At 63.4% G+C, this 19,734-nt stretch carries 18 protein-coding genes; 7 read left to right on the top strand and 11 right to left on the bottom strand.

From position 1 onward, the window contains the following. Positions 1–45 precede the first annotated feature (45 nt). The gene (locus AC1DVS_RS04755) at positions 46–846 is read right to left on the bottom strand and encodes a LytR/AlgR family response regulator transcription factor (RefSeq protein WP_478020699.1); all 801 of its coding nucleotides are present in this window, start codon (positions 844–846) and stop codon (positions 46–48) included. Positions 847–974: 128 nt separating this feature from the next. Here AC1DVS_RS04755 and AC1DVS_RS04750 point away from each other — a divergent pair, with 128 nt between their 5' ends. The 4 genes from AC1DVS_RS04750 to AC1DVS_RS04735 all read left to right on the top strand — a co-directional run bounded on the left by AC1DVS_RS04750 (position 975) and on the right by AC1DVS_RS04735 (position 5,262). Beyond that, positions 975–2,147 (top strand): acyltransferase family protein, encoded by a 1,173-nt coding sequence (locus AC1DVS_RS04750; RefSeq protein WP_478020698.1) that lies wholly within the window; start codon positions 975–977, stop codon positions 2,145–2,147. Between the two features lie 108 nt (positions 2,148–2,255). Then, positions 2,256–3,416 carry an acyltransferase family protein gene (locus AC1DVS_RS04745; RefSeq protein ID WP_478020697.1) on the top strand — a complete coding sequence of 387 codons (1,161 nt, stop codon included), beginning with the start codon at positions 2,256–2,258 and terminating at the stop codon, positions 3,414–3,416. A gap of 2 nt (positions 3,417–3,418) precedes the next feature. After that, entirely contained in the window at positions 3,419–4,348 is a 930-nt protein-coding gene (locus AC1DVS_RS04740) for an isoaspartyl peptidase/L-asparaginase family protein (protein ID WP_478020696.1), read from the top strand. 50 nt (positions 4,349–4,398) lie between these two features. After that, a complete protein-coding gene (locus AC1DVS_RS04735) occupies positions 4,399–5,262 on the top strand; it encodes a S1/P1 nuclease (RefSeq protein WP_478020695.1) in 864 nt (287 codons plus the stop codon). Between the two features lie 216 nt (positions 5,263–5,478). On the opposite strand, the gene AC1DVS_RS04730 is transcribed toward AC1DVS_RS04735, so the two are convergent. Then, complete coding sequence (locus AC1DVS_RS04730; RefSeq protein ID WP_478020693.1) at positions 5,479–6,927, bottom strand: efflux transporter outer membrane subunit; 1,449 nt, start codon at positions 6,925–6,927, stop codon at positions 5,479–5,481. 88 nt (positions 6,928–7,015) lie between these two features. Between AC1DVS_RS04730 and AC1DVS_RS04725 the strand changes: the two genes are divergently transcribed. The 3 genes from AC1DVS_RS04725 (at position 7,016) to AC1DVS_RS04715 (ending at position 11,863) form a co-directional block, all read left to right on the top strand. Beyond that, entirely contained in the window at positions 7,016–7,636 is a 621-nt protein-coding gene (locus AC1DVS_RS04725) for a TetR/AcrR family transcriptional regulator (RefSeq protein ID WP_478020691.1), read from the top strand. Between the two features lie 184 nt (positions 7,637–7,820). Further along, the gene (locus AC1DVS_RS04720) at positions 7,821–8,795 is read left to right on the top strand and encodes an efflux RND transporter periplasmic adaptor subunit (RefSeq protein WP_478020689.1); all 975 of its coding nucleotides are present in this window, start codon (positions 7,821–7,823) and stop codon (positions 8,793–8,795) included. After that, on the top strand, positions 8,792–11,863 hold the full coding sequence (locus tag AC1DVS_RS04715) for an efflux RND transporter permease subunit (RefSeq protein WP_478020687.1): 3,072 nt from the start codon (positions 8,792–8,794) through the stop codon (positions 11,861–11,863). Before AC1DVS_RS04720 ends, AC1DVS_RS04715 begins: the two co-directional genes overlap by 4 nt. A gap of 36 nt (positions 11,864–11,899) precedes the next feature. Here the strand turns inward: AC1DVS_RS04715 and AC1DVS_RS04710 are convergent, their stop codons facing one another. The 9 genes from AC1DVS_RS04710 to AC1DVS_RS04670 form a co-directional block, all read right to left on the bottom strand. Next, positions 11,900–12,565, bottom strand: coding sequence for a GntR family transcriptional regulator (locus tag AC1DVS_RS04710; protein ID WP_478020685.1), 666 nt, complete (start codon positions 12,563–12,565; stop codon positions 11,900–11,902). Between the two features lie 106 nt (positions 12,566–12,671). Beyond that, positions 12,672–13,889 carry a MalY/PatB family protein gene (locus tag AC1DVS_RS04705; RefSeq protein WP_478020683.1) on the bottom strand — a complete coding sequence of 406 codons (1,218 nt, stop codon included), beginning with the start codon at positions 13,887–13,889 and terminating at the stop codon, positions 12,672–12,674. Then, on the bottom strand, positions 13,886–14,653 hold the full coding sequence (locus AC1DVS_RS04700) for an amino acid ABC transporter ATP-binding protein (RefSeq protein ID WP_478020681.1): 768 nt from the start codon (positions 14,651–14,653) through the stop codon (positions 13,886–13,888). The genes AC1DVS_RS04705 and AC1DVS_RS04700 overlap by 4 nt, the downstream gene beginning before the upstream one ends. Before the next feature lie 8 nt (positions 14,654–14,661). Beyond that, on the bottom strand, positions 14,662–15,801 hold the full coding sequence (locus AC1DVS_RS04695) for an amino acid ABC transporter permease (protein WP_478020679.1): 1,140 nt from the start codon (positions 15,799–15,801) through the stop codon (positions 14,662–14,664). Position 15,802: 1 nt separating this feature from the next. Continuing rightward, entirely contained in the window at positions 15,803–16,960 is a 1,158-nt protein-coding gene (locus AC1DVS_RS04690; RefSeq protein WP_478020677.1) for an amino acid ABC transporter permease, read from the bottom strand. Positions 16,961–17,013: 53 nt separating this feature from the next. Then, the gene (locus tag AC1DVS_RS04685; protein ID WP_478020675.1) at positions 17,014–17,946 is read right to left on the bottom strand and encodes an amino acid ABC transporter substrate-binding protein; all 933 of its coding nucleotides are present in this window, start codon (positions 17,944–17,946) and stop codon (positions 17,014–17,016) included. Positions 17,947–18,228: 282 nt separating this feature from the next. Next, positions 18,229–18,498, bottom strand: a complete 270-nt coding sequence (locus AC1DVS_RS04680; protein WP_478020673.1) for a hypothetical protein — start codon at positions 18,496–18,498, stop codon at positions 18,229–18,231. A 102-nt stretch (positions 18,499–18,600) separates the two neighbouring features. Then, positions 18,601–18,810, bottom strand: coding sequence for a type II toxin-antitoxin system antitoxin (locus tag AC1DVS_RS04675; protein ID WP_478020671.1), 210 nt, complete (start codon positions 18,808–18,810; stop codon positions 18,601–18,603). Positions 18,811–18,820: 10 nt separating this feature from the next. Further along, positions 18,821–19,723, bottom strand: coding sequence for an SPFH domain-containing protein (locus AC1DVS_RS04670; protein WP_478020669.1), 903 nt, complete (start codon positions 19,721–19,723; stop codon positions 18,821–18,823). Between the last annotated feature and the right edge of the window lie 11 nt (positions 19,724–19,734).

The raw sequence follows: 19,734 nt of genomic DNA, 5'->3' as shown, positions 1-19,734 counted from the left end.
CGGGGCCCATATAGCGCCCCGCATGGGCTGGCGAAAGCGTTGCGCTCAGCCCTGCACCGATTCCCGATACCGCCTGCTTCCCTTCAGCTCGGTCCCGTCCTCCAGCACGACGGTGAAGTCGCCGCTGCGATCGGTCTCGATCCGGCGGATCGCCGCGCGGCGGACGAGGCGGCTGCGATGGATCTGGACGAAGCCGGCGCCCAGTTCCTGCGCCACACCCGCCAATGTCGCGCGGTGCAGCAGCGTGCGCGGAGCCCAGGCGATCTCCACATAATTGCCAGCGGCGGTGACATGGGCGATCTGGTCGACCGGCACCTGATGCGTCACCGCACCGTCCGCCACCGTCAGGACCTGCGGCGGCTCCGGGGCAGGCTGGGGTGTGGCGGCACGCGTCACCAGCCATCGGCTCACCGCGGCGAAACCGAGGAACTGGAGATAGGATGCCAGGTCCTTGCGATATTCGTAGAGCAGGCGATCCGATGCCTTGCTGAAGAACTGATAGTGGCTGCCTTCCGCCGCGTAATAAAGCTTCCTGAGCCCGACCATCAGCCCGACATGCCAGAGCGACAGCGGCACGCTGGCGAGGAGGATCAGCCCGACCGCGACCGGCCAGGAGAAGCGTGGCGGGCCGACATGCTTGACCAGCAACCAGATCACCGGCGCCGCCGTCAGCCAGGCGAGGATGCTGGTGCTTTCCCAGAGCCAGACATGAGTCCTGGTCTCCTGGATGCCCGCGACCGCGAAGTCGCTGAGGGTCGATTCGACGTCAGCCAGCATGACCGCGGCCAACGTCAGCACGAAGCCGGCACAGAGCGCGAGCGCGACCCGGCGCTGTGCACCGCTCATCCCGTCTCCGCCGCCGTTCGTCCCCATGCCTGTCGTCGTCGTCCCTGTGGTGCCGCTTCCCGCCCCATCCCGATACCGGGCCTGTGCGCCGCTCGCTAGCCGTCTCCGATCGAACATGGAGGCGAGCGATGGACCGACATTACGGAATGGACTGGCTGCGGATCGGGGCATTCGGCCTGCTGATCTTCTATCATATCGGCATGGTCTTCGTGCCCTGGGGCTTCCATGTGAAGACCGCGCATCCGGCCGACTGGGTCGCGGTGCCGATGCTGCTGACCAATGCGTGGCGGCTGACCTTGTTGTTCGTAGTGTCGGGCTATGCCAGCCGCGCGCTGTTCGCCAAATCGGCGAGCGTCCGCGGCTTTCTCGGCAATCGCAATGCGCGCCTGCTTTTGCCGCTGCTGTTCGGCATGGCGGTGATCGTACCGCCGCAAAGCTGGGTCGAGCTGACCGTCAAGCATAGCTATACCCACAGCTTCGTCTGGTTCTTCACGCGCGACTATTTCCGCTTCGGCGCGCTCGACGGGGTCATCCTGCCGACATGGAACCATCTCTGGTTCGTCGTCTATCTGTGGGCCTATACGCTGGTGCTCGCGGCGCTGCTCGCGCTGCCGCGTATGAGCGGGGCGCAAGCTGTGTTCGACCGGGTCTTTTCCGGCCTGCGCGTCCTGTGGGTGCCGATCGTCTGGCTGCTGGTGTTCAACCTGTTCCTGTTCCGGCGCGGCGAGGACACACATGACCTGTTCCACGACGGGATTGCACATCTCACCTACTTCGCCGCCTTCCTGTTCGGCTTCGGCCTTGCCGGCTCAAGGTCAGCAATGGCGGGGCTCGCGCGGTTCTGGCAGCTGTCCGCCTTGCTCGCGGTCGTCGGCTGTCTGATCGTGGCGTCGGTCGAGATCGCCTATCCGGGCTTCGCAATCCCGACGAAGCCGATCGGCGAGCTCTTTCAGGTCGGACGCCAGATGCAGGCCTGGCCGAGCATCGCCGCCTTGATCGGCATCGCCGAACGCTTCTGGAACCGCGACCATGCCTGGCGGCCGATGCTGACCGAAGCTGTCTTCCCCTTCTACATCATCCATCAGACCATCATCATCATCGTCGAATATTGGCTGCTCCCGCTACACATCGGCGCGGTCGCGGAGTTCGCGATCCTGGTGCCGGCGACTGTTGCCGGATGCTGGGCCTTTTATCTGGTCGGCAGGCAGATCGACTGGCTGCGGCCCCTGATCGGATTGCGGGGCGGGGTGCGTCGACAGCAAGTGGCCAATAGCACTGACAGCGAGCTTCGCACCGTATGAACGGACGGCCGGGGCGATTGCCCCGGCCGCACCACGCCCCGCCGCGCGGCGACTGGCGCGCTTAACCTAAAGACTCGCTATCGCGGACTGAGGCGCTAAAGGCCGCTGATGGATCGGCATTACGGCCTGGACTGGCTGCGTATCGGCGCCTTCGGCCTTCTTATCTTCTATCATGTCGGCATGGTGTTCGTGCCTTGGGACTTCCATGTGAAGACCAGCCACCCGGCTGAATGGGTCGCGATCCCGATGCTTGCGACCAATAGCTGGCGGCTGATGCTGCTGTTCGTCGTATCGGGCTATGCCAGCCGTGCCCTGCTGCTGAAGGGCGGCGAGGTTGGCGGCTTTGTCGGTTCGCGCAGCAAGCGGCTGCTGATCCCCTTGATGTTCGGCATGGCGGTGGTCGTGCCGCTGCAGCCCTGGATCGAGCTGATGGGCAAGCATGGCTATGCCCAGAGTTTCGGCTGGTTCTGGTTCCACGATTACTTCCGCTTCGGCAGCCTCGAAGGCATCATCCTCCCGACCTGGCAGCATCTCTGGTTCGTGGTCTATCTCTGGCTTTACACCATGCTGCTGGCGGCGGGAATCTGGCTGAGCCGGGGCCGAAGCGCGCAGGCATTTTTCGACCGTGCGTTCGGGACGGTCGCGGTGGTGATCGTGCCGATCGCGTGGCTGTTGCTGGTCGATATGGCGCTGCAGGGCGCGCGCGAGACGCATGACCTGATCAACGACACCATCGCCCATCTCCATTATCTGCCCGGCTTCCTGTTCGGCTTCGGTCTCGCCCGCTCGGCTCCGGCGATGGCGGCGATCGGCCGGTGGTGGAAAGCGGCAGCGGTGGTCGCGATCCTAAGCTATGCGATCGTTGCCGCCATCGAGTGGCGCTGGCCCGGCAGTGCAATGCCAAACCCGCCCTTCGGCTATATCTTCGCAACTGCCCGCACCGTGCAGGGCTGGTGCGCGATCATCGCGCTGATCGGCGTGGCCGAACGCTTCTGGAACCATGATCACCCGTGGCGGAAGACACTGACCGAGGCAGTGTTCCCCTTCTACATCATCCACCAGACCGTGATCGTCGGAGTCGAATGGATATTGCTCGGCCAGTATCTGCCCCCGGCCGCTGAATTCGCCATTCTCGTGGTGGCGACGATCGCTGGCTGCTGGGCCTTTTACCTGCTCGGACGCGAGATCAGCTGGCTGCGCCCGTTGATTGGATTGCGGGCCAAGCCCGCGCGATCCGGGCGCGCCACTGTGCTGGCGTCGCAGGCCTGACGATGGGCGATGCGGCAGGCTGGACGTTGGTGATCCATGGCGGGGCCGGGATGATGACTCGCGACCGCATTACAGACGAGTTCGATGCTGGTGCCCGGGCGGGTCTGGCGGCGGCACTGGAGGCCGGATCGGCAATCCTCTCCGCTGGCGGCACTGCGTTGGATGCTGTCGAAGCGGCAGTGCGGGTGCTCGAGGACGATCCACACTTCAACGCGGGGCGCGGCGCGGCGCTCAGCCATGAAGGCGTTGCCGAGCTTGATGCCGCAATCATGGACGGAAGCAGCCGCGCGGCGGGCGCTGTCGCCGGCGTGACGGCGACACGGAACCCGGTGAGCCTCGCCCGTGCGGTGATGACGGAAAGCAGGCACGTGCTGCTCGGCGGGGAAGGTGCCGACCAATTCTCGCGCGACCATGGCCTCGAACAGGCGGGGCAGGACTGGTTCATATTGCCCGAACGGCGGCGCCAGCTCGAGGAGCTGAAAGCCCGCGGCGCCGACTCCTTCGATGTCGACATGAAGTACGGGACGGTGGGCGCCGTTGCGCTCGACATACATGGCCATAGCGCGGCGGCGACATCGACCGGCGGCGTGACCGGCAAGCGCTGGGGCCGGATCGGCGATTCGCCACTAATCGGCGCCGGTACTTATGCCGATGATCACGCCTGCGCGGTGTCCGCAACGGGATCGGGGGAGTATTTCATCCGCCTTGGCGTCGCGCATGAGATCTGCGCGCGAGTCAGACTGGCGGAAGAGCCGCTGCAGGCGGCGGCCGACGCAGTGATGGCGGAGGTGAAGGCGCTTGGCGGCAGAGGCGGCGTGATCGTGACCGCGCCGGGCGGCGATACTGTGTGGAGCTTCAATACGGCCGGCATGTTCAGGGCGATGACCGATTCGAACGGCGCGCGGCGGATTGCCATCTACGGCGACGAATAGCCGCCCCCGCCCGCTTCCACCTCAAACCCGCAGCGGCTAGAGCAATCGGCATGAGTCGCATCCTCCCCGCTCTCGCCGCCGTCGCGCTTGCCGCCACCGCATCCCCCGCCGCCGCTTATTGGGAATATGGCCACCAGACGGTCGCCGAGATCGCGCGCGCCAATGTCCGCCCGCAGACCCGGGTGGCGATCGAGCGGCTGCTCCGTCAGTCGACCGCTCTGCTCGACACGCCGACCTGCCCGACGCGGACGATCGAGGAAGCCAGTGTCTGGGCGGACTGCATCAAGACGATCAAGAACCCCGACGGCAAGCGGCCCTATGATTACGCCTTTGCCTGGCACTTCCAGGACGTGAACATCTGCAAGCCCTTCGAGCTGGTAGAGCCCTGCAAGGACGGCAATTGCGTGTCCGCACAGATTGAGCGTGACGTGAAGCTGCTCAGGGACAGGCACGCGACGGCGAAGGACCGTGTCCAGGCGCTCATGTTCCTGATCCACTTCGTCGGCGATCTCCACCAGCCGCTCCATGCCGGCGAGAAGGACGACAAGGGCGGCAATGATGTCGGCGCCACCTATGGCATTTATTCGACGCCCCGTTTCAACCTTCACTCGGTGTGGGACGGGCCGCTCGCGGAGCGCGCGATTACGACCGGGCCGTCGCTGGTGCGCCGCTATCCCGCCGCGGTGCGCACCCGGATCGCCGCCGGCACCGTGACCGACTGGAGCCGCGAGAGTTGGCTGGTTGCGCACGACAGCGTCTATGCCAGCGCGCTCGCCGGCGATCCCTGCGCACCGAGCCCAGCGCATGTCACGCTCGACGATGCGACGATCGACAAGCTCGTGCCGGTGGCGAAGCTTCAGGTCGAGCGCGGCGGCCTGAGGCTGGCGAAGCTGCTCGACCAGGCCCTGAATTAAGCAGCGCAGAACCGCATCTTCTGTTGCCGGCAATGAGAAAGACACAGCGATTTCCCGCTGCGATCATGCCCGGTACCGCAGGTTCAGACGCGGTTGAATCGACGGGGCGACACTCTCAGTCTGTTGGAAATGTCATGCGGGTGCTGACACTTTTCAGCTGTACAGAACATTGTACAATGTTTGCACATTCGCTGACATGATCTCGTGCGTACCGATCTAGAGCGCTGCCCGCTCTACGCTTGACCACCCGCCACCAAGGGCCCGGAACGAGGAGATCGCCGCGCGGGCCGCTTCGGTCCGGGCCTGTATGCGCGCGTCCCGGGTCGCAAGCAGGCGATTGTCTGCGTCCAGGACTTCAATCAGGCTGACGACACCCCCTTCATAGGCGGCAAACGAGGCTTTGCGCGCGCGGGCCAGTGAGTCTTCCCCCTCGCCCAGGGTGCGTTCCTGCGCTTCGCGTTCGACCAGGCTGGAAAAGGCATCCTCCACCTCTTCCGAGGCGCGCAGAACCGCCAGCCGATAGGCCGCCAAGGCCTCGGCATCGCGCCCGCGCGCCGCGGCGATTTCCGCATCGACTCTGCCGAAATCGAAGATCCGCCACCGCAGGCCCAGCACCCCCTGCGCCTGCGTTGCCCCTGAACCGAACAGCCCGCCGGCCGCAGTCGTCGCGGTACCGAGCAACCCGCCAAGGGAGAGCTTGGGGTAATATTGGGACACGGCTTCCCCGATCCTTGCATTGGCAGCGATCAATCTCTGCTCGCTTGCCAGCAGATCGGGTCGCCGTCGCAGGAGCTCAGCCGGCCCGCCCGCCTCAGCGATCGCGGGCGGAACCGGGATGGGGCTGGGAGCCGCCAGCCGGTCACGATTGCTGCCGGGCTGAGATCCGAGCAGGACGTCCAGCGAATTCATGGCTGATTCGAGCGCTTGACGCAGGACCGGCAGTGTCGCGGCGACTTGCGACAAGGCCCCTTTCGCCTGGTTCAGCTGAAGCTCGGCAGCGATGCCCTTGCGGTATTGAAGTTCGATGATGTCGACCAGCCGGCGCTGCGTATTGATCTGATCGGTCGCGATCGCGATCCGGTTCTGCAAGCCACGGATCGCGACATAGGTTTCCGCCGTCTGCGCCGCGACCGCGATTCGCGCTCCCGCGACCTCCGCCTGCGACGCGACATAACCGGCACGCGCCGCCTCCTGCCCACGACGCAACCCGCCGAACAGATCGATTTCCCAACTCGCGCCGACACTTGCGTCATAGAGTTCGCCGTCGCGCGCGAAGCCGGGCGCGCCGCTCAGCAATCGGCCCGTTGGCGTTTCGAGCGACTGATGCGCTGAAGCCGCATTGGCCGCGATCTGAGCCGATGGCAGCAAGGCGGCGTTCGCGGAGCGCAGCCCCGCTTTCGCCTGGGAGACCCGCGCGACCGCTTGTGCCACGTCGAGGTTATGATCGAGCGCCTCCGCGATCAGCTGAGTCATCAAGGGATCGTCGAAGCCGTTCCACCAACTCACCAGATCCGATGGAACGGCAGCGGAGCGCGCAGCGACTGCCGGTTGCCCGATGAAGCGGCTGGCCGACGCAACCTCGGGACGGTGATAATCCGGCCCAACCGCGCAACCGCCCGCACCCAGCGACGCCAGAAGGAGACAGGCAATTCCGGCGTTTCGCATGGCACGCGTTCCTTTCTTGAACGAGTAACCAATATACGTTTTGGTCACAAGTTGTCAAACGGGCGCCCTATCGCTATACGTCCGGACAATGAGCGACCTTCAGGAGAGCCCCGTGGGCGGGCAACGCGGCCCGGCGGACCACAATATCCGCGAGCAGATCATCGCTGCGGCGTATGAGCATTTCGCCCATTATGGCTATGGCAAGACCACCGTTTCCGACCTGGCCAAAGCAATCGGATTCTCGAAGGCCTATATATACAAGTTCTTTGATTCCAAGCAGGCCATCGGTGAGGCTATTTGCAGCCAATTCCTGAACGACATTCTTGCTGTTTTGGAAGAGACGGTTCCTTCAGGCCGATCTGCGACAGAAAAGTTTCGCATACTGGTCGGGACGGTGACTGACACCGGTGCATCCCTGTTTTTCAGTGAGCGAAAGCTTTACGACATCGCTATCCACTCTTGCACCGAGAAGTGGCCATCCTCCCTCTCCTATATCGAAAATATCGAGCAGATCCTCGCGCGGATTATCCTGGAGGGGCGGGAATCGGGCGAGTTCGAGCGCAAGACGCCGCTTGATGAGACCTGTCGGGCCATCCTCGGCGCGATGAAGCCCTTCGTGAACCCAGTGATGCTTCAATATAATCTGGACGACCTGCAGCGTGAGAAGAACGAGGTGATCAGCCTGGTCCTGAGGAGCCTTGCACCCTGAAATTGTAACTAGTGACCAATTGACATATACGTCACATTGGTTCAGGCGGCATATCTCCTGATGAGAGATGTCCGCCATGCCGTCCCGAATTCTGTCTGTGCTTGTCGCCACCACAGCGTCGCTGTCCCTTGTCAGCTGCGGCACATCCGAGGCCGATCCTCGGACCGGACCTCAGCTGGTCCGTGTGACGACTCCCATCCCGGCAGCGGGCGCTGAACGCGAATTCACCGGCGTCGTCTCGGCACGCGTACAGAGCGATCTGGGGTTTCGGGTCGGCGGCAAGGTCACGGCGCGACTGGTCGATGCCGGGCAAAAGGTCCGGAGAGGCCAGCCGCTGATGCGGATCGACTCGACCGATCTGGCGCTCGCGGCAGCGACACAGGATGGCGCCGTCGCGGCAGCCCGCGCCAGGGCAGCCCAGACGTCCGCCGACGAAACGCGATACCGCGACCTTGTCGGCGCGGGCGCCGTATCCGCTTCAGCCTATGATCAGATAAAGGCAGCAGCCCAATCGGCGCGTGCGCAACTGGTGGCAGCCCAGGCCCAGGCGCGGGTCGCGAGAAACGAGACTGGCTATTCCACCTTGCTCGCCGATGCCGATGGCGTCGTGGTCGAGACGCTGGCGGAGCCGGGGCAGGTGGTAACGGCAGGGCAGATCGTCGTCCGCCTCGCCCAGGCTGGACCGCGTGAGGCGACGATCAGCCTGCCGGAAACCGTTCGTCCGGCCATCGGTTCGCCGGCGCGCGCCAGCATCTACGGCGCGGCGGCGGGGGGTGCCGCCCGGTTGCGCCAGCTGTCCGATGCAGCTGATCCGAAATCACGAACCTTCGATGCGCGTTATAGTCTGGAAGGTCCGCCGGCGGCCGCGCCGCTTGGCGCCACCGTCCGCATCGCCCTGCCGTTGGCCGGCAGAGCATCCGACGTGCAGATCCCATTGGCGGCACTCTATGATAGCGGGCACGGTCCTGGCGTGTGGGTTCTCACTGGCAGCGACCCGAAAGTCGCCTGGCGCCGGGTGACGATCGTCGGACTCAGCGACGAAACCGCAACCATCTCCCATGGCCTTGCCCCGGGCGAACGCATCGTCGCCCTCGGCGCCCATCTCCTGCATCAAGGCGAACAGGTCCGCGTGGATACCGCAGCGACCGCAGCGCTGTGAGCGGCTTCAATCTCTCGGCGCTCGCGGTACGCGAGCGCTCGGTCACGCTGTTCCTCATCATCGCCATCTCGGCGGCGGGCCTGTTCGCCTTCCTCAATCTCGGCCGTGCCGAGGACCCCAGTTTCACCGTCAAGGTGATGACCGTAGTCACTGCCTGGCCCGGTGCGACGGCGCAGGAGATGCAGGATCAGGTGGCTGAACCGCTCGAGAAGCGGATGCAGGAACTGACCTGGTACGACAGAAGCGAGACCTTCACGCGCCCGGGGCTCGCTTTCACCCAGTTATGGCTGAAAGACTCGGCCCCTCCCAGCGTCGTTCCCGAGCAGATCTACCAGGCCCGCAAGAAACTTGGGGACGAAGCCGCGAAGCTCCCCAGCGGCGTGATCGGGCCGCTGCTCAACGACGAGTTCGGCGACGTCACCTTCACGCTCTATGCCCTCAAGGCGAAGGGCGAACCGCAGCGGCTGCTGGTGCGGGAGGCCGAGAGCATTCGGCAGCGGCTCCTGCATGTGCCGGGCGTCAAAAAGGTGGAGATCATCGGCGAGCGGCCGGAGCGGATTTTCATCAATTTCTCGCATGATCGCCTGGCGACTCTCGGCATTGCGCCACGCGACGTCTTCGCGGCCCTCAACAACCGGAATCTCCTGGCGCCGACCGGTACGGTCGAGACCAAAGGGCCGGAAGTTCAGGTGCGGCTGGACGGTCAGCTGGACGATCTGGACAAGATCGCGCAGACACCCGTCACCGCCAACGGTCGAAGCTTCCAGCTTTCGGACATCGCCGAGATCAAGCGGGGATATGAAGACCCGCCAACCTATCTGATCCGCCATCAGGGCGAACCGACGCTCGAGCTGGGCGTCGTGATGAAGGATCGTTACAACGGGCTTCAGCTCGGCAAGGACCTCGACAAGGAGGTCGCCGCGATCACCGGCGAAATGCCCGCCGGCCTCAGCTTCACCAAGATCACCGATCAGTCGGTCAATATCGAGGAAGCGTACGGCGAATTCATGCTGAAATTCTTCGTCGCGCTCGTCGTGGTGATCGCGATCAGCCTCATCACCCTGGGATGGCGGGTGGGCGTCGTGGTGGCCGCCGCGGTTCCGCTGACGCTTGCGGGCGTGTTCATCATCATGCTGGCGACCGGGCGCGACTTCGACCGGATCACGCTCGGCGCGCTGATCCTGTCCCTTGGCCTGCTGGTCGACGATGCCATCATCATCATCGAAGCGATGGTGGTGAAGATGGAGGAAGGGCATGACCGGATCTTCGCCTCGAGCTGGGCGTGGGGGCACACTGCCGCACCGATGCTGGCCGGGACACTGGTCACCGCCATTGGATTGATGCCCGTCGGGTTCGCGAAATCGACCGCCGGCGAATATGCCGGCAACATCTTCTGGGTGGTGATGTTCGCGCTGCTGACCTCCTGGGTCGTCGCGGTCGTGTTCACGCCCTATATCGGGGTGAAGCTTCTCCCCAATATCGCCCGGATCGAGGGCGGCCATGAGGCGATCTACGGCACGCCGGCCTATCAGAGGCTGCGCAGGGCAATCGCCGGGCTGGTCGCGCGGCGCAAGATAGCGGTCCTGGCCGTCGCGGCGCTTTTCCTGATCGCGCTGCTGGGGCTCGGGCTCGTCAAGAAGCAGTTTTTTCCCATCTCCGATCGGCCGGAAGTCCTGGTCGAGCTGCAATTGCCCGAGGGCACCGGGATCGCCGCAACCACCGCGGCCACGATCAAGGTGGAGTCCTGGCTCCGGCGGCAAGCCGAAGCGAAAATCGTCACCAGCTATATCGGACAGGGCGCGCCGCGCTTCGTCCTCAATATATCCCCGGAAATGCCCGATCCCTCCTTCGCCAAGATCGTCGTCATGACCGACAATGCGAAGCAGCGGGAGATATTGAAGCGGCGAATCCGTCTTGCCGCGGCCCAGGGCCTCGCCCCTGAGGCGAAGATCCGCGCCACCCAGGTCGTGTTCGGGCCCCCTTCTCCATTCCCCGTCGCCTTTCGCGTGATGGGTCCCGACGTCGCGAAGCTCCGCACGATTGCGGAACGCGTCCGCACCGCAATGCTCGCCAACGGATCGCTGCGGCAGGTGAACACCGACTGGGGCGAGCGCGTGCCGGCGCTGCATTTCGTCATCGATCAGGACCGGCTGAAAGCGATCGGCCTGTCGACGCGGGACGTCGCCGAACAGCTCCAGACCTTCCTGACGGGCACGATTGTGACTGAAGTCCGTGAGGACATTCGCTCAGTGGGCGTCGTCGCGCGCAGCGCCGGGACCGATCGGCTCGACCCGGCGAGGCTCAATGGTTTTACCTTGGCCGGCAATGCGGGCGAGCGCATCCCGCTGGACCAGATCGGGCATACTGAAGTGCGGATGGAGGACCCGATCCTCCGTCGGTATGACAGGTTTCCGACGATTACCGTCCGCGCTGATGTTGCGGAAGGCACCCAGCCACCCGATGCCGCGAATCAGGTCCTGACGCAGATCGCGCCGATCATCGCCAGCCTGCCCGCGGGCTATCATATCCAGACCGGTGCTTCGCTCGAGGAAGCCACCAAGGCGAACAACGCTCTGGCCGCTGTCTTCCCGGTCATGCTGATCCTGATGATGGTTGTGATCATCTTCCAGGTTCGCTCGATGACCGCGATGGCGACGGTATTGCTCACCGCGCCCCTCGCGCTGGTCGGGGTGGTGCCGACTCTGCTTCTGTTCGACCAGCCATTCGGGTTCAACGCGATCCTCGGGATGATCGGCCTGGCCGGGATCATCATGCGCAACACCCTGATCCTGATCGGCCAAATCCACTCGAACGAGGCTGACGGGATGACTCCCTATCACGCGCTCGTCGAGGCCACCGTGCAGCGCGCACGGCCGGTGATCCTGACCGCGCTGGCCGCGGTGTTCGCGTTCATTCCCCTCACCTTCTCCGTCTTCTGGGGATCTCTCGCCTTCACGCTCATCGGCGGCACCATCGGCGGAACCGTGTTGACGCTCGCCTTCCTCCCCGCGCTCTATGCGCTGTGGTTCAGGATCAGGCCGGTTGGCGCTACGGCCGAGGGCCATTGAAGGGCCGGGGCCTGGACCGAGCAGAGCGAGGGATTCTCAGCGCGTCCGGCTTGCGTCACTCGCAAGGATATCCGCCAGGCTGCTGGTCTTCGCTTCCTGAGGAGACAGGTCGAGCCCGGACATCAGATCTTCGATATGAGTCTTCATGATCTGTGCCGCCTCCTCGCCTTTATGCGCCGCCAGGGCGGTCACCAGGGCGCTGTGGGCGCAGGATTCGCAGGTCGTCTCCCGGCGCTTCCAATAGAGCGCTATGATCAGGGACGATTGCGACAGAAGCTCTCTCACGAAGCCGACCAGCACCGCCTGTCGTGACATGTCGGCAATCAACAGATGGAAGTTCGCCGACATCTTTATCGACTCGCCTTCGGAGCGCGTGCTCTCCGTTCTCGCCTCTTCTTTCAGATGAGCTTCGAGCCGGGCGATATCGGCCCGGGTGGCGTGCGCTGCTGCCAGGGATGCCACTTTCGGCTCGATCAGGGCACGTGCCTCGAATATCTGCACGGCCTCTTCACGCGTCGGTTTGGCCACGAATGCGCCCCGATTGGGCTCCAGCACCACCAGACGATCATGCGCCAGCGCCTGCAGCCCGGATCTGACCAGCGTCCGGCTGATCGCATAGATCGACGCGAGTTCGTCCTCAGTGAGCTTGGTTCCAGGCGGCAGCCGATGCGCTATGATCGCATCACGCAGCGCGACGTACATCGGCGTCCAGCGGCGGGCGCGTATTTGCGCTTCGGCGGCATTTGACGCGGTTTCAGGCGATGGCTTTGCTTCACGCTTCATTTCAATCAGGTCCAGTTCCGCACCGCTACCGCACCTCTAGAACGGCGGCCGCCATTCGCTCGAGCGCTTCGCGAAGGACCGCCCTGGCACAGCCGAGATTCATCCGGACAAACCCTTCGCCGCCCGGGCCATAGGTCAATCCGTCGTACACATTCACCTTCGCATTGCGGGCAAAAAACTGCTGGACGTTGCCGACCCGCCGCTCCAGCGCGCGCACGTCGAGCCAGACCAGGAAGGACGCGTCGGGTCGCATCGGCCTGATCTCCGGCATGTGATCGCGCGCAAAGGCTTCGAGAAAATCGACGTTCGATTTCAGATAGCCGGTTAATTCGTCGAGCCAGGGGCCACCCTCGCTATAGGCCGTTTCGAGGCCGAGACGCCCAAAATAACTGGCGTTCAGCATGAAGCTCGCGCTCATCGCGGAAAACAGGCGCTGCCGCATTTCATTGTTCGCAACCGAGATGACCGCCGACGGGATTCCCGCCAGATTGAAGGTCTTTGTGGGGGACAAGCAGACGAACGACCGATCCGCCGCACCGTCGCCGGCCATTGGAAAGGGAATATGTGGCCGTTCCGATAGGCGGATATCGCAGTGAATCTCGTCCGATATGACGATCAACCCATATGTCTCGCAGACCGCGTTCAACGCAGACAGCTCCTCGATCGTCCAGGCTTTGCCGGCCGGATTGTGCGGATTGCACATCAGGAAAGCCCGGGCGCCGGACGCAGCCAGCGCCTCGAACCCTTCCAGATCAAGCTCGTAATGATCGTCGACCAGCCTGAGCTGGTTGATCAGCAGCGTGCGATCATTGCCGCGAATGACCTCATAATAGGGCGAATAGACGGGTGCCTGGACGATGATGCCGTCGCCGACTTTCGTAAACGTACGAATGATCGCGGCGACGGTCGGCATGATGGCCGGCGCCGGAAGCAGGGAGTCGAGCGCCGGCGACCATCCATGGCGCTCGCTGAACCATTGCCGCACAATCTCGTAATGGCGCTCATCCCGGCGCGTATAGCCATAGATTCCGTGATCGACGCCCTCGCGCAGTCGCTGGATGACAGCGTCAGGCGCGCGGAAATCCATGTCCGCCGTCCAAAGCGAGAGGAGACCCTCGCCCTCCACCCGGGGCGAGAATTCATCCCATTGATTCGCCCATTTGACCGAGCCAAATCCGCTACGGTCGTAAACGACGTCGAAACGGCTTTGAGGGCCGGATGGATTTCCGCTTGCGCGCCTCACCGCAATAGCTGCGCAAGGAACTGCTGCGTCCTTTGCCTTTGCGGTCTCTCGAAGAAGTCGCGTGGCGGCGCGACCTCAACGATTTCTCCGGCATCCATGAACATCACGCGATCGGCCACTTCTCTGGCGAACCCCATTTCGTGGGTGACGCAGATCATCGTCATTCCCTCCGATGCCAGCGAGACCATGGTGTCCAGCACCTCCTTCACCATCTCCGGATCAAGCGCCGATGTCGGCTCGTCGAACAGCATGACCTTCGGGCTCATGCACAATGCCCGCGCTATCGCCACCCGTTGCTGCTGTCCGCCGGAAAGCTGCGAAGGATAGGCCCCCGCCTTGTCCGCGATGTGCACCCGCTCGAGATATCGCATGGCCATGTCCTCGGCGGCCTGTTTCGGCATCTTCTTCACCCAGATCGGCGCGAGGGTGCAGTTATCCAGCACACTCAGATGCGGGAAAAGATTGAAGTGCTGGAACACCATTCCGACATCGCGCCGGACGCTGTCGATATGGCGAAGGTCCCGCGTCAGCTCGACTCCGTTGACGATGATCTGCCCGGTCTGATGTTCTTCGAGCCGGTTGATGCAGCGGATCATCGTGGATTTTCCGGATCCGGACGGCCCGCAAACCACCAGCTTTTCGCCCGGCATGACATCCAGATTCACGGTCTTGAGCGCGTGAAAGCCGCCATACCATTTGTTGACGTCGCGCAACGTGATCGCGGCGGTCGGCTGCGGCTCCGCGAGGTTGGGTGAGTCCGGCATCTCCGCTCCTATCGCCCCTGAACGCGCTGGAGGCGGCGTTCGATGGATTGGGAATAGCGCGACATTCCAAAGCAGAATGTCCAGTACAGCAGCGCGGCGAACAGATAGCCCGTCGAGGAAATGGTCGGGCCCGCCCAGCTCGGATCGATGCGCGCCGTTTCGACGGCCTGCAGAAAATCGGCAATGCCGACGACCGCGACCAAAGTCGTGTCCTTGAAAAGGCCGATGAATGTCGACACGATTCCCGGGATCACGACCGCAAGCGCCTGCGGAAGGATGATCAGGCGCAGGCGCGTAAAATAGCCGATGCCCAATGCCTCGGCGGCTTCATGCTGCCCCCTGGACAAGGCCTGAAGCCCCCCTCTCACTACTTCAGCCATATAGGCGGCGGCAAACAGGGCGGTGCCGATCATGGGGCGCAGCAGACGATCGGGCGTCAGATATTCCGGGACGAACAGCGGCATCATGAAGTTCGCCATGAAGAGCACCGTAATGAACGGCGCCCCCCGGACCGCTTCGATATAGGTCACGCTGACGGCCTTGACGATCGGCAGCTCGGAACGCCTGCCCAGCGCCAGGATGATGCCGAACGGCAGGGAAAACACGATGCCGACCACCGACATCAACAGCGTGATCAGCATGCCGCCCCAGAGAATCGTGTCCACTATGGGGAGGCCCAGAAGGGCGATACCGTGCAGCAGGAGAAAGGCGACGATCGGATAGACCAGAAAGAACAGCCAGGCAGCGATATTGCGATGGCGGGCGCGGCGTCGGAGAAGCCAGCCGGCAAGGATCGCCCCCATCGCCGCGACCAGATTGACTCGCCACCGTTCCTGCTCGGGATAGGCGCCGTAGAAGAGATAATCCCATTTCGCGCCGATAAAGGACCAGCACGCGCCGTCCGGATGGGCGCGGCAGACGTCGCTATTTCCGGACCAGACAGCCTGGAAGACCGCGAAATCCAGCAACTGGTAGGCGAGCCATAGCGCCAGCGCCGCGACCGCGATCGTGAGCAGCCCGGACGGCACGCTCGAAAAGAGATTGGTCTTCACCCAACGCAGAGGCCCCGCTCCGGAGCTGTCAGGCGGCGGCAGGGAGGGGCTGGCTGCGTACGCTTCCTCGCTCCGCAGAGTGATTTCATCGTCCATCTTACCGCTCCACGCGGGCAAGGCGGCTGTTGAACGCGTTCATCGCCGCGGACGTGAGCAAGGAGATCAGGAGATAGACGCCCAGCGTGATCGCCATGACCTGGACCGCGGCACCAGTCGCGTTGAGGACCGAGCCGGCAAACACCTGGACCAGATCGGGATAGCCGATGAACACCGCCAGCGAGGAGTTTTTGAGAAGATTGAGATATTGGCTGGTGAGAGGCGGAATGATGATCCGTAACGCCTGCGGCACGACGACCAGGCGGAGCGCCCTGGTGTGCGACAAGCCGAGCGCATAAGCCGCCTCGCTCTGCCCCCTCGAGATGGCCTGAATGCCGCCGCGCACGATTTCAGCGATGTACGTCGCCGTGTAGATCGACAATCCAAGCAGGAGGGCGGCGAATTCCGGATCGAGTTGCAATCCGCCGGTAAAATTGAATCTGTGTAGCACCGGATAGCTGATGCCCAGTCCGGCACCGCTCAGCATGAAGGCGCTGATCGGAAACGCCATCACTATAAGCGCGCCGATAGCCATGACATGGGGTTGACGACCGGTGCGTCGTTGTCGCCGTCTCCCATAGACAATCAAAGCCAGGCAGGCGGCCACCGCGCAAGCGAGCGCCACGATCACCGCGGTCGCGTCGCCGTGGAATTCGAGGCTCGGGAATATGATGCCGCGATTGCTGAGGACGATACCGCCCCAGAGATGGATCGCCGCCTTTGGTCTCGGCAGCGGTGTCAGGACTGCGTTGTACCAGAACAGCAATTGTAGAAGCAGGGGGACGTTGCGAACGATTTCAATATATCCGGCGGCCGCCTTTGCCGCGATCCAGTTGTTCGACAGGCGTGAGATTCCAACGACGAACCCGATGATCGAGGCGAACAAGATGCCGAGCGCGCTGACCAGCAACGTGTTGAGCAGGCCGACCCAGAAAGCCTGACCGAGCGTCGAAAGGCTATCATAGGGGATCAGCGCCTGATTGATGGAAAATCCGGCGGTTTGATCCCAGAAATGGAAGGTCAGCGGGATGCCGCGCTGCTGCATGTTCGAGACGGTCTGAACGGCGATGCCAACCAGAGCGGCCGCAATGCCAGCCGCCAGGGCGAGCTGATACAGCACCGCCCGCACCTTTTTGTCGTACAGCGAGAACGACGTCATCCCGGGTGATTTCCGCCGGCTGACAGGCGCGCCCGACAGTGAGTGTGATCCAATCAACGGATTGGCGGCGAATATTGAAGCCCGCCATGGCTATAGAGTGCGTTCATGCCGCGCGGGATCTTGAGGGGCGAATTCCGGCCGATATTCCGCTCGAATATCTCGGCATAATTCCCGACCTGCCTGATGACGTTGTACGTCCATTTCGGGCCGAGGCCGACATTCTTCCCGATATTACCTTCGACGCCGAGAAGGCGCCGGACATTCGGGTTCCTCGAGCTCATATTGGCATCGACGTTTGCCGATGAAACGCCATATTCCTCAGCGCTCAGCATCACGAACAAGGTCCATTTGGCGATGTTGAACCACTGGTCGTCGCCCTGGCGAACGACCGGCGCGAGCGGCTCCTTGGAGATCAACTCAGGCAATACCGCGCTGCTTTCGGGATGCGCCATCTGCATCCGCGCAGCATTCAGGCTCGACGTGTCAGCGGAATAGACATCGCATCGTCCGCGCTCGAATGCCCGGATCACCGCCTGCTCGTCGGCAAAGGCCAGCGTGTTGTACCGCATGCCCCTTGCGCGAAAATAATCAGCGATATTCAGCTCAGCCGTGGTGCCCTGCGATACACAGATCGTCGCCCCGTTCAGGTCCTTGGCGGAGGCCACATGGTCCTCTTTTTTCACCATGAAGCCCTGGCCGTCGTAGAAAATCGTCGCGGCGAAGAGCAGGCCAAGCGATGTGTCCCGCGAAGAAGACCAGGTCACGTTGTGCGCGAGAATGTCGATCTCGCCCGACTGGAGCGCCGTGAAGCGCTCTTTCGTGTTCACCGGAATGAAGCGCACCCTGGATGCGTCGCCGAGCACGGCAGCGGCGACCGCCCGGCAATAATCGACCATGAAGCCGGTCCATTTGCCGTTGCTGCCCGGCATGCTGAAGCCGGCGGTGGCGGGATTGGTCCCGCAGATCAGGAAGCCGCGGCTTCTCACCTTGTCCAGGGTTGACGCTGATGCCGATGTCGCGATGAATAGGGCTATCGCTGAAAATATTGCAGCAACGACTGTCCGCATCGCAAGGGGCCCCCAGGTTGGATTGGCTCTCCAGATCGCGTCGAAATACAGCGGCTCGATACCTGGCCCCATTGTCATTTGAGGTAAGCCCAACCCTGACCGCCGGTCAACCGAATTGTGTGGGATTAGGATACAGAATGTACTCGAAGGCACTCCATATTGTGTACAATTGGCCAGCCAACCTGCAACTCGGCCTTGCGCCTAGCGCTTTGGTCCCCAACGCCAATACCAGTCCCCATCGGTCTTGCGCCAGGTGATGACCAGCATCGCCGCCGTCAGCGTAAAGGCGATCACGATCTTGGGCAGTATCGCGCTCACGAAATGCATATCGAGCAGCAGTGCGGCGGCGAAGCCGAGCGTCAGCGCCCAGCCCTGCCAGGTCACCGGTATCGCGCCGACACCGAACGGCTTGGGCGCGAACCAATAGCCTTCGCGAACCTGAAACGAGCGCTTCGCATCGTCGATCGTCATGACTGTCCCTTCAGAGCTGGTACGACAGCAGCCCGATGCCGAGCAGCGCGGCCGACACTGCGATGAGCCAGGGCAGACGGGCCTGCGTCGTGAAGATGCCGATCATTCCGTATCTCCAGTCTTGGCGGGGCGGCCGCGCTTGGCCCGCACCGGCGCTTCGAGTTTCACCCCGCGTTTCGACAGCGCCTCGCGGAGCAGGCATTCGAGCTGGGCGTTGACGCTCCTGAGATCAGCCGCCGCCGCACGCTCGACCGCCGCGTAGAGGGCGGGGTCGAGGCGCAGGGGGAATGACTTTTTGGGAGGAACGCTCAACGCCACATGCCTATTGGTAGAGGGTGCCCGTGTTCACCACCGGCTGGGTATCGCGCTCGCCGCACAACACGACCATCAGGTTCGAGACCATCGCGGCACGGCGCTCATCGTCAAGCTCGACGACATTCTTGGCGGACAGCATCTCGAGCGCCATCTCGACCATGCCGACCGCGCCCTCGACCAGGGTCTTGCGGGCAGCGACGACCGCCTGGGCCTGCTGGCGGCGCAGCATCGCGCCGGCAATCTCCTGCGCATAGGCAAGGTGAGTGAAGCCGCACTCGTCGACTGTGATGCCGGCGACGACCAGTCGGGCGATCAGCTCAGTGCGCAGCTCGGCGCTGACCTGATCGTGATTGCCGCGCAGCGTGACCTCCTGATGCTCGAAATCGTCATAGGGATAGCGCGCGCCGATGGTGCGCACCGCCGCCTCGATCTGGACGATGACGAAGGATTTGTAATCGTCGATATCGAACAGCGCCTGGGCGGTGTCGGTCACGCGCCACACCACCTGCGCCGCGATCTCGATCGGGTTACCGCGCAGATCGTTCACCTTGAGCCGCTCGGAAATCATGTTGTTGGCGCGGAGCGAGACCTTCTTGCGGCCGAGCCATGGCAACAGCCAGCGGAGACCCGTGTTGCGGTCCGTGCCTTTATAGGAGCCGAACAGCGTGATCGCCGTCGCCTGGTTGGGCTGCTGCATGTAGAAACCGCACAGCAGGAAGCTGAAAACGACCACCGCAACGGCGATGATCGTGCCGCCGAGCAGCGGGTCGTCATCCGCCACGAACGCACCGAAAACGCCCGCGACAAGCGCAAGCAGCATGATCAACAGCATGATATAGCCGCTCGACGTGGCGGCCGCACGTTCGCTCGACAGCGTGAGCGCGGTATTCCTGGCAACCGAATCCGACATGGGACCCTCCC

The sequence above is a fragment of the Sphingomonas sp. P3_C5 genome (assembly GCF_056402635.1).
The sequence above is the reverse complement of the archived record's forward strand: the minus strand, read 5'-3'. Positions and strand labels throughout refer to the sequence as shown.

Excerpts from the sequence above, each read along its gene's own strand:
- AC1DVS_RS04755 (WP_478020699.1), bottom strand. The coding sequence starts at position 846 with ATGAGCGGTGCACAGCGCCGGGTCGCGCTCGCGCTCTGTGCCGGCTTC.
- AC1DVS_RS04750 (WP_478020698.1), top strand. The coding sequence starts at position 975 with ATGGACCGACATTACGGAATGGACTGGCTGCGGATCGGGGCATTCGGC.
- AC1DVS_RS04745 (WP_478020697.1), top strand. The coding sequence starts at position 2,256 with ATGGATCGGCATTACGGCCTGGACTGGCTGCGTATCGGCGCCTTCGGC.
- AC1DVS_RS04740 (WP_478020696.1), top strand. The coding sequence starts at position 3,419 with ATGGGCGATGCGGCAGGCTGGACGTTGGTGATCCATGGCGGGGCCGGG.
- AC1DVS_RS04735 (WP_478020695.1), top strand. The coding sequence starts at position 4,399 with ATGAGTCGCATCCTCCCCGCTCTCGCCGCCGTCGCGCTTGCCGCCACC.
- AC1DVS_RS04730 (WP_478020693.1), bottom strand. The coding sequence starts at position 6,927 with ATGCGAAACGCCGGAATTGCCTGTCTCCTTCTGGCGTCGCTGGGTGCG.
- AC1DVS_RS04725 (WP_478020691.1), top strand. The coding sequence starts at position 7,016 with ATGAGCGACCTTCAGGAGAGCCCCGTGGGCGGGCAACGCGGCCCGGCG.
- AC1DVS_RS04710 (WP_478020685.1), bottom strand. The coding sequence starts at position 12,565 with ATGTACGTCGCGCTGCGTGATGCGATCATAGCGCATCGGCTGCCGCCT.
- AC1DVS_RS04700 (WP_478020681.1), bottom strand. The coding sequence starts at position 14,653 with ATGCCGGACTCACCCAACCTCGCGGAGCCGCAGCCGACCGCCGCGATC.
- AC1DVS_RS04695 (WP_478020679.1), bottom strand. The coding sequence starts at position 15,801 with ATGGACGATGAAATCACTCTGCGGAGCGAGGAAGCGTACGCAGCCAGC.
- AC1DVS_RS04690 (WP_478020677.1), bottom strand. The coding sequence starts at position 16,960 with ATGACGTCGTTCTCGCTGTACGACAAAAAGGTGCGGGCGGTGCTGTAT.
- AC1DVS_RS04680 (WP_478020673.1), bottom strand. The coding sequence starts at position 18,498 with ATGACGATCGACGATGCGAAGCGCTCGTTTCAGGTTCGCGAAGGCTAT.
- AC1DVS_RS04670 (WP_478020669.1), bottom strand. The coding sequence starts at position 19,723 with ATGTCGGATTCGGTTGCCAGGAATACCGCGCTCACGCTGTCGAGCGAA.